5 protein-coding genes are annotated in these 6,298 nt (G+C 58.7%); 1 reads left to right on the top strand and 4 read right to left on the bottom strand.

The genetic code is table 11. The features are described 5' to 3' along the window. Positions 1–174: 174 nt before the first annotated feature. The 4 genes from C7C56_RS09560 to C7C56_RS09545 form a co-directional block, all read right to left on the bottom strand. Complete coding sequence (locus C7C56_RS09560; RefSeq protein WP_146204376.1) at positions 175–1,116, bottom strand: metallophosphoesterase; 942 nt, start codon at positions 1,114–1,116, stop codon at positions 175–177. A gap of 434 nt (positions 1,117–1,550) precedes the next feature. Continuing rightward, on the bottom strand, positions 1,551–3,014 hold the full coding sequence (locus tag C7C56_RS09555) for a DUF3482 domain-containing protein (RefSeq protein ID WP_106757206.1): 1,464 nt from the start codon (positions 3,012–3,014) through the stop codon (positions 1,551–1,553). After that, complete coding sequence (locus tag C7C56_RS09550; RefSeq protein WP_106757205.1) at positions 3,011–4,483, bottom strand: DUF2868 domain-containing protein; 1,473 nt, start codon at positions 4,481–4,483, stop codon at positions 3,011–3,013. The genes C7C56_RS09555 and C7C56_RS09550 overlap by 4 nt, the downstream gene beginning before the upstream one ends. Positions 4,484–4,610: 127 nt before the next feature. Beyond that, positions 4,611–5,372 (bottom strand): glutathione S-transferase N-terminal domain-containing protein, encoded by a 762-nt coding sequence (locus C7C56_RS09545; protein ID WP_106757208.1) that lies wholly within the window; start codon positions 5,370–5,372, stop codon positions 4,611–4,613. Positions 5,373–5,679: 307 nt separating this feature from the next. On the opposite strand from C7C56_RS09545, the gene C7C56_RS28070 reads away from it, so the two are divergent. Further along, on the top strand, positions 5,680–6,237 hold the full coding sequence (locus tag C7C56_RS28070; RefSeq protein ID WP_146204375.1) for a hypothetical protein: 558 nt from the start codon (positions 5,680–5,682) through the stop codon (positions 6,235–6,237). Positions 6,238–6,298: the final 61 nt, after the last annotated feature.

The raw sequence follows: 6,298 nt of genomic DNA, 5'->3' as shown, positions 1-6,298 counted from the left end.
GTGAGATTATGCAGCATTTCGCATTGTTCGTCAAACTTCTTTTTACCGTCACCGTCTTTTCCAAGCGGCCCCGACTCTCGTTAACTACTTGATTTTGTTAACCTTTTCACCGGGGAGGCGAACTATAGCAAACGCCTGCCTGGCTTGGCAAGAGTTTTCGCATCACAATGATTATTAGTATGGGTGAGGAACTTTTGTGAGCTCATGTGTGCGCGTGACCAGCGCCCAGAGCGCCCTCCAATCGGCGCTGTCGGTCAACATGATGGGGCGCAAAGTAGTCACCTGTTGCGGATCGACATGGCGAATGACGCCGAAGTCGACGACACGTGCGACTCCATCTTCGAAGACCAGCACTTCGGTTGCCGAGGTGTCGTCGTTGACGTCGATCGCAAATACCCGCCCGTTGTACTGCCCGGCGACCTTGGGCACAACGGTGTGCCCGACGACCATCGTGCTTGCGCCATATGCTTTCAGTACATCGCTTACATCTTGGTCTGTGGGCACACGCAAATTGAACTCCTTGCCGCGCACATAGCCCCTGTATTGCGTCAGTCCGCCCAAGCCTATCGCGGCCTCAAGTTGCGGGCTGGCCGCAGTTGTGCCGCGCCAATAGCCGGACATCGCCCCATTTATCTGTGCGATTGTCAGATTTTTTGCCGCGACCTCGGGGCTGATGCCGCCGTGCGTGAACAACACGGGGCCGATCTTGACCAGCACCGGCAGTTGCCGCAACCACTCCCCAAGAATGGTATCGGCGCCAAACGCGCTCTTGAGGCCGCCCAGTCGCAGCGCGCCGTGGGCGTGCTCAAGGTTGACGCTCTTGACCCGTCCCATAAGCATGTACTGCTCGTGATTGCCAAGCAAAACGTGGACCGCGCCACCGGCCGCATGCGCTTGTTGCGACAGGTTATACAGACGCCACAGCACGGCAAAGACGTCGCGGCCGCGGTCAACCGAATCTCCGACGATGACGAGTTGATTGCTGCCAAATTTCCAGGCGCCATTGGCATCGCTTATCTCCAGTTTTGCCAGCGCGGCATCGAGGAAGGTAACGTTGCCCTCAATATCGCTAAGCGCCACGACCTTGGCAGGCATTTGCGCGACTTCGGCGGGCACCTTGGGTGCCTCTCCCAGCAAGAACCGGTGCGTTTTGCCTGCACACTCGATCGTAAGTTCCCCTCCTTCGCCGACGCGGCTTTCTGTGCGGTCTTCGCAAAACCAGGTGGCGGTGTACCGCGCCCCCCGCCGCGACGTACGACCGGGCCGTCGAGAAACCCCGCGATGCGGGGACTGTCGCCAACACCCGTGAAGCTGGCAAACGACAAGCTAGCGTTTGGCGAGACTGGCAGCAGCAGGCGCTTGTGCACACCGCTGGCGTAGACTTCGAAACTGGCCAAGGAGAGGCTGGTCGCAAACAAGGCGACGAGCAGGAGGAATACACCACCCAGCGCCCAGACCACACGCTTGATCTTGATATTTGGCATAGTTGCTCGTTAATCCTTTTTATAAGGAGGAGCAACTTAACAGAAAATGTCTAATTGGACAATATTCTAAGCGCCATGCACACCTGGATAAAGCTGTTTTAGGACATGCGCCGTCACCCGGAGCACGACGGCATCGACTTGCACCACAGCTTTGTCCAGAAGGGGTTCCGCGCGCACCGACTCCCAAAGCTGGCCGAGATCGGCGGCATGGAGCCCCAGCGCCTGTTCGACTTCGGTTTGCCAGAACGCCGGGGCTTCGCCTTCAACAAAATTGCCACGTCCGCGTCCGAAGTGCGCCACGGCCAGATAGCGCAACACGCCGCTGACAAGCAGCGTGCGCAAGAAGTCATCGGCGAATTGCATGGTCGGTTCATTGCGATCGGTACTCGTATTGAATCCCCACGCCGCGCCGGCCAGTGTGAGCGCGCCAACGACGCCGCCAACCAACGCGCCAGTACCAAACGTGAGTCCACCGGCCATCAGGTCGGCCGACAACCCGGTGGCCGCGCCGGAAATAATTGCCCCGAGCAGCCCTGCCTGCGCCTGGTCCACCGGTGCGCGCACGGCAAAATTATCGCGGACGCGCGCATTGATTTTTGCCGCCTCGCTTGGATCGAGTTGCTGCAGCGCCAGCAATTGCTTGGTGGTCTGTGTAATGTTCGCCTCGAGCCGTTCGACCAGCCTGGCCATGGCCTTTTCGTGGCCGGGTCGCTCGCCGGACTTGCTCAAGCCTATCTTGTGGATGGCCGCTTTGAACATGTTGCTCGCAGAGCTGTCGATGGGCTCACTATCCTTTGCGGCTGCGGCGAGTTGGACCGAGGTTAATCGCAGCGATTCGTGGAATCGCCGCAGATTGTTGGCTTCCCACGTGGCGAACAGGCGCGCATAGCCTTCTTTTTTTTGTTCGTCGATGAGCTTGCCGATGGCCTCGTAGAACACGCGCTCGTGCACCCAGCAACGAGCGAAGGCGTCGAGCGCAAGCACCTCTCGCACGATCGTATATTGATCGAGATGCTGTTTCCAGCGCGCCTGCTCGGACTGCTCTTCGGCGGCGGGCCGCGGGGGCCCCAATTGATTGAGCAAAACCACGACAGGTTTATTGAGCCACGCGAGGATTTTCATCTCGGAGGCAAGATAGCCAGCGTCCCGTGGATTCTCGGATGAATTGACGAGGTAGAGCACGACGTCTGCCGACTCCTTGGCCGTGCGTAAGGCTTGTTGGCTAAGCCAGAATGGCCGGTCGCGGTAACGGTCGAATACTTCGCGAAGGAACCATCCGATCGGATTGTCCGAGATAGCCAGGCGCCTGAACAAACGCACCGAATCGCCGAAGCCCGGGGTATCCCACAACCGCAGCACATCGCCGGCCGCACTGGTCAGCAATGGGTGCGATTCAGCGGTGATGGTGACATGCGCAGCATCGCGCACTTCACCGACGTCGACCCCGATCAGCGTGCGCGCTAGCGTCGTCTTGCCGTTATTGGTGTGCGAGATCAGCGCAAACTGAATGTTGACAGGTGATTCGCTCATGGGGCTTTCGATAAGGTGAGCCCGGCGCCCGTATCGAGCGCACGGGTTTGTGGTGCGAGCAAATTCACCACCGTCGCGGGCGCGCGATGGAAGTTGCAAAACTGTTGCCATAGCGCGATGCGCTCGGTGACGCGTACCTCGCCATGCTCGCCCAAGCGTTCGAGCAGGCCCGATTCATCGAGCAGCACGGCGATGCCGCGCGGTGATTTGCGCACAAGGTAGTCCAGAAATGCGCCATGGTTTTCCTTTTCGGGCGTCGCGGCCAGATTGAAAAGGACTGCCGTCACCGTCGCACTCGCATCATCGAGGTTGGCATCGGCCAAGGCTTCACGCGGCTCCTCGCCATAAGCATAAGAGGGACGCAGCATGACGCGCGCCTGCTCTCCTAGCAACATGGCCGCCACCGCGGACAATCCCTTGTCGCGCGCTTCGTCGAGAGTAAAACTATACGGCAGCACGCGCAAGACCGCGGGTCCCGACACGCCAAGCTGGTTCGCGAGTTTTCGGAAATACGGCTGCGTCAAATCGAGCGGGAAGTTGCGCACAAGCTGACGCGCACGCCAATGCGCCACGCCCGCCAGCACCATGCGCGGCAGAACCACAATCAACAACAACGTGGCCGCGTACAAATGCACCCAGCGGGCACCGCCAACGGCAGTAGCTGTTTGGCTAAAATGAAGTGAGGAGATATCGGCCACGGAAAACGGTTGAATATTGAAGGCGAACGTGGCCGGCGCAAACAGCATCGACAGGATTGCATGCACCTGGCCGGCATCGAGAAACGTACTTTCCCAACCGACTGAGTATTGCGAAAACAGGCCACGCGCATACAAGGAGAGCATGGCACCAAGCCCGAACATGGCTGCGCACAGATGAACCGTGCGGGCGAGCCTGGCACGCGTCAAGCGCGCGCTCAGCTCGGACCACTCGGCCACGAAATGGGCCAGTGCCGCCGTCAACACAGAGGGCATCTTGCGTGGCAGGGCCGCCTTGCCACCGCTGAAGCGCTGCAGCAGGCCTTGACTCGCCCAGCCGCCGCGCGTTGCGGGGATTAACATTGCCAGCACTAGGCCCAGATACACCAGCAGATTCCACCCGATGATGCCCAATAACGGCGCCGACAACAGGTCCACGCGGTGCGGATCGGCGATGCGATCGAGGCCGGCACCCAGCGCAAGCGCAAGCCAAGCAAGCGCCCATGGCAACACACCGAGACCGCTGGGCCTATGCAAGAAAGCTGCCATGGCTGGCGTCCGCTCACTCAGACGCTTGAGAATCTGCTCGGCGCGTTGCTGCAGGAAGTGGTCCTGGGTCAATTCCGCCTTGCTGTCCGACGCTTGCCATTGAGCCAACTCGCGCGCGCTGCGGCTTGCGTACATGCGGTCATCGTCGCTGAGGACCTCGTGCTTCTGATCCATCGACTCGATGGCGCGCACCAACACAACGTCTCTTGCCACCTGTTCGTTCATGCATAACCCGTTCTATATCAAACGACAACGTTCAAGAATCAATTGTGCCGTACTTTCGGGCCGCACGAAAGGCTAAGGGCGGACGATGGCCGTCCGTGGCAGGTACAACAAGCGACGCAAGCCCGATTTACTTGGCGTACGTGCGCTCGAGGTAATCGAGGATCGCAGTCGATTCGAACATCTTAATTTTGTGATTCGGGTCGATCAAATACGGCAGCTGAACTTTGCCATGTTCCTTGAGGAAGGCTTCGCGCTTACTGCCTGCTACCGGCTCATACTTGCCGAAGGCAAAAGGACGGGCAATCGCCGGGCCCAGCTCGGCCCACTGCAACTTTCCCAGGTTAATTAGATGGTAGGGCAATTCGAGTTCGCACAAACGCTCACGTACCGGGCGCGAATACGGGCTTGATTCAAAGCTGTAGAGCGTCAGGTTCTTTTTCGGCGCGGTCGATTCACGCACCTCCAGGCCCATCGGGCTACGGACAAGTCCGGCTAGTTGCGCGCCCAACATATTCAGTGGCGACACTTTGGGGGCATCGCTCGCATTGGTCCCAAGGTATTCCGAATACAGATAAGGAAGGATTTTTTCGGCGCCGGCCAGGGTCTTGCCGGTGTTCGGGTCGTACAGTGCCGGCAGTTGCGTACCCGGCGCAAATTTTTTGCGCTTGGCCGCGAAACGTGTCCCACCGATCGGGCAAGGGTATACCAATGCATCAAAATTGAGTTCGGTCAGCGCCTCACGCACCAGCCGACATTCGGCATCGTCCTCGCGATCGAACAAGACCAGTAGTTTTTCGGGGGTGTGGGAGGGTTTGTCGCCCCAGGTTCCACGCCAAAGTCGTAGGCTCGATGCGATGGTCGAAGATAGTAATTCAAGATTCTTGTTCATGCTTTTTTTGCCCGATAGGTACTTCGCGCAGCGAAGAGGATTGGCCATCATACCTTGCAGCACAGCAAAACGACGCGCGCGAGGCCTCATAACGACTGGCAGCTGATTCGCACTCCAAGATTATCGCATTGCCCTCTCTGAATACTTGTCCGTGTTTTGCTGGCGCGGAGGCAATGGCTACAAATTGGCAGCGCGTTGTGAACCATCAAAGCATGTCGATTGAAGCGCGCACGAATCCCGGCAAGCATTGCGAACTGACGTAGGCGCCCGTAGAGTCAGATGACTCAACCTACTCTCGGAGAAAACCATGAACTCCACAACACACCGTTTCACTGGCCTGACCGCGTTCGCCCTGATCGCCGCATTACTCACCTCTTGCGGCACGGCACCCGTTGCGACAGACCTTACCGCCAATTTTTCCGGCAATGAATTATCCACAGGTAAACGCGATGGCTACTCGGTGACTGGTGCAATATTCGCCGGGACCGATAATGCTGCCGGCGGCGGTTGGACCGATGAGAGCGCCGGGGGTACGTGGATTGCCAAAATTGATTACAGTGGCAGAGGTGGCATCGGCTCGTCCGTCGATGTGACGGGAGGAACCTGGCAATGGCTACAAGCGGACGGGGTTGTTCACGCCGGCACGATTAGCGGTGGCCAAGTCACTTGGCCAGCATCTTTGGAATGGAACACCATGGAGTGCGGCAACGGTGTGGCCCGCTTCGCCATTGCGCTCGACCTCCAAAATCCTGCGCGCATCGGGAATTTTACCGGATGTCTAGACGATATGCACCTCGATCCCCGCCAGCAACCCTTCGTATTCCCGCAGAAAATATGGGGACAGTTGCATATCAGGGACGAGTAGGCGCAACCTGAGGCGAAAGCGCGGACGAAAAAAAACCCCACCGGCGCTGAACGCGATCTTG

The sequence above is a fragment of the Massilia glaciei genome, from assembly GCF_003011895.2.
GTDB classification, from domain to species: Bacteria; Pseudomonadota; Gammaproteobacteria; order Burkholderiales; family Burkholderiaceae_D; genus Telluria_A; species Telluria_A glaciei.
Note: the sequence above shows the minus strand (reverse complement) of the source record. Positions and strands in the feature narration are given on the sequence as shown.

Excerpts from the sequence above, each read along its gene's own strand:
- C7C56_RS09555 (WP_106757206.1), bottom strand. The coding sequence starts at position 3,014 with ATGAGCGAATCACCTGTCAACATTCAGTTTGCGCTGATCTCGCACACC.
- C7C56_RS09545 (WP_106757208.1), bottom strand. The coding sequence starts at position 5,372 with ATGAACAAGAATCTTGAATTACTATCTTCGACCATCGCATCGAGCCTA.
- C7C56_RS28070 (WP_146204375.1), top strand. The coding sequence starts at position 5,680 with ATGAACTCCACAACACACCGTTTCACTGGCCTGACCGCGTTCGCCCTG.
- C7C56_RS09550 (WP_106757205.1), bottom strand. The coding sequence starts at position 4,483 with ATGAACGAACAGGTGGCAAGAGACGTTGTGTTGGTGCGCGCCATCGAG.